Origin of the sequence: Halomonas sp. PBN3 (assembly GCF_000475415.1) — a bacterium.
GTDB lineage: Bacteria > Pseudomonadota > Gammaproteobacteria > Pseudomonadales > Halomonadaceae > Halomonas > Halomonas shengliensis.
This window is the reverse complement of sequence record NZ_AXCA01000032.1, coordinates 1-2,832: the sequence shown is the minus strand read 5'-3', so window position 1 is coordinate 2,832 and position 2,832 is coordinate 1. Positions and strand designations below refer to the sequence as shown.

The 2,832-nt window shown below is 54.7% G+C and carries 2 protein-coding genes; both read right to left on the bottom strand.

Annotation, left to right across the window (positions count from 1 at the left end; genetic code table 11):
* Positions 1 to 1,211 (bottom strand): IS1380 family transposase (locus Q673_RS21515; RefSeq protein WP_081711952.1); only part of this gene is annotated, 1,211 nt, incomplete at its 3' end.
* A 458-nt stretch (positions 1,212 to 1,669) separates the two neighbouring features.
* Positions 1,670 to 2,611, bottom strand: coding sequence for a tyrosine-type recombinase/integrase (locus Q673_RS35770; RefSeq protein WP_081711951.1), 942 nt, complete (start codon positions 2,609 to 2,611; stop codon positions 1,670 to 1,672).
* Between the last annotated feature and the right edge of the window lie 221 nt (positions 2,612 to 2,832).

Below are 2,832 nucleotides of genomic sequence, written 5' to 3'. Positions count from 1 at the left end.
CCTTGGAATGACCGGTTACGGCTCACCTCGTTGCGCGCCATCACGTCCTGAACGGTGGAGGCGCCGCGATCGGTCGACGAGAGGTGCACGTCGAGCGCCGACTTCACCTCGCCCATGTGCGCCTCGGCGCTGCCGCGCTTGCGGTAGAGCGCCAGGACCTTCTCCGGCGGCCAGTCGAACTTGCTGAGGTTGGTGACCAGGAAGAAGGCATGCAACAGCAGATCATCGGGGCGTTCCTGCACCACCAGCACGACGCGACGCGGTGCCGACCAGGAGCCCGCTTGATACTCCAGATCGTGGCACCACTCGCGAGGCTGCTCGGGTGGCCGGCCTGGTGGCCGCTTCAGGTGCGGTGCCGCCAGCTTCTGCAGGCCGGTGTGACTGCGCAGCCGGCCCAGGTACTCGATGTCGCGCTCTTCCAGGGCCGCCAGCGTCGCGTTGTCGGTGAAACCGGCGTCGATGCGCACGCGAACCTGAGCCCCGGTGCTCTCATTGAGTCGCCGCACCAGATGCGGGATCCAGGTGTCGGCGTTCTCGGCTGGGCCGGCGTTGCCCTCGCGCAGCAGCCCACCCACCATGTCGCCGGTCTCGGCCAGCGAGGCGACCAGCGGCGAGTAGATGCGGGCACCGTAAAGTCCGTGAAATGCGGACCCGCCTTGGTGGCCGTGGACTTCGATCGGCAGGCCGTCGATGTCCAGCGTCAGCTGCTTGGGACGCTCGCCGTTCTGCAGCGAGGTCAGGCGCCAGACCACCAGCCGCAGCAGGCCTTCGTGCACGGCATCGATGTTGTCGTTGCGTCCGAGGCAGCTCAGCAGCCGCGACAGCGTAGCTTGAGACGGCCGGTCCTGGGCCAGAGGCATCATCCCGCGCGCGTCGCTGCAGGCCAACTGCCAGAGCGGGTCACGGCGCAGCGTGTCGGTATCGCTGAGATCGATCCAGCCCATCGCCCGTTGCAGCACCAGGGTACGCAGCTGGCTGGCCAGCGAGTGGCGGATGCGTAGCGGGTTGCGGAAATCGACCAGATTGTCTTCCAGCGCCTCGATCACGCCGCTGTTATCGAGGGCTTCACGCAGCAGCAGAGCGCCGCTGTCGCTGGTGGTGCGCTGGCCGCTCAGCTCAACACGGACAGAGCCGTTGCACGAGGGCGACCAGGTCGTTAGGGTTTCACCCATGGCGAGTGGTCCTCTTGAATCGTGTTCTGGCAGGAACATCCTGATTCTACAAGAGAAAACCACTCGCCATCTTCGTTTTCAGGTCGGCCTCATGAATAAGCCGGGATCACGCAAATTGTCGCCACCCCAGCTCCTAAACCACTTGCAGCGAGGCATAAAACCACCAGCCTGCCATTCATCATATTCACGCGAGAACCCCCTCCTAATACTGACTTAACAATATACGAGACACACACTATATTATTCACCCACCAAACATTCCTGGGCAAGAAACTTTTCATCTAGAAAAGCATAGCTGGCGGCAGCTCTCAAAACATGCATTCATAAATGCCTATTAAAAGACCACCTCACAACTCTCTTGCAACTTTCTAATGACCAAGAAGTTATAAAACCAAGCCTGAAAGCCAACGTGCTTACCAAGAAACGCCCGGCACGCTCCATGACAAGAGGACCTTAGGCACACATGAAACATTACCGGGCTCGAAAATGCTACTAGACTACCTATTCTCTAGGTGCGGCCTCAGCATTTCAACATCCGTGTGAACATACTCCAGCGTTGTCTTCACACTCGAATGCCCTAGAAGTGCTTTTGTGATATGAAGGTTTCTATCAGGCTCCCTCATTAGCTCAGTCCCAAGAGTATGCCGAAATCTATGCGGAGTAATTCGACAACCACAAGCCTCTGAAAGCAAATCAAAGAACCGCTCCACTTGCCAGGTATTCATTTTCTCAGATCGGTGTCTTTCGCTAAAACGATTCACATTGAAAAGCTGATCCCCCCTCTCGAACCCCATCACTCTAGCCGAGTTCATAAGCATCTTTAAATGCGGACCCAAGGCAGTCGAGATGGGTATCGTATGCTCTACCCGGTTTTTTGCGCCCTCAGATGAAGCCACGATGTATCCATCCCTAATATTTACATCACCTGGGGTAAGGTAAAGAAGCTGCCTAAGCCGCATTCCCGTGTGATAGAAAGTTTCAAACACAACCCTCCAAAACCATGCAGGATGTATCCTTTCTGGCTTCCCCCTAGCCTGCTCCAGTTTTTCTGAAAGCATCAGGCATTCCCTGGCAAGCTTTATCTGGCCCTGCGTAAGCACTTTCTTTTTTTTCTTGTAAACAGAAACACTGACACCTGCAAATGGGTTTTTCATGACGGGGAGGTGGCCGTGATCTATCCCATGCTTATATATTGCTCTCAAATGCCTCACATAGTTGTTCCAAGTGATTTCAGATATTTTCTTCTCGAAAGCATTACCTATGGACTGCTCTCTCCACTCCAAAACCTGATCACGAGTGACTTCACAAGCGAGAACATCGCCACCAATATATGATTTAAAAATACCCAACCTACTGGCATATGTTTTCTGGGTTTCCGGACGAAGCCAGCGATCCTTAAGAAAAACTGCCAAAAGCTCATCCAAGCTCAAAGCGCTCATAGCTTGCCCTCAGAGTAAAATAAAAGGGTTACCTGAAGTATGTAATCCCAGGCTTAATGGGATAGTTGTGTAGCTTTCTTGCTATCAGAAAGCAGCCAGGCTTCTCTCAAAACCTCCGAAAGAGCTGAGGCAGCACACTGCAGGAGATACGGATCCCTTCCGTCAGCCACCTCTCAGAAAAATAGGATTGAAGCAAGTCGTCAAAGGTAAATGTTTTCATT

Coding starts and splice junctions, on each gene's coding strand:
- Q673_RS35770 (WP_081711951.1), bottom strand. CDS start 2,611: ATGAGCGCTTTGAGCTTGGATGAGCTTTTGGCAGTTTTTCTTAAGGAT.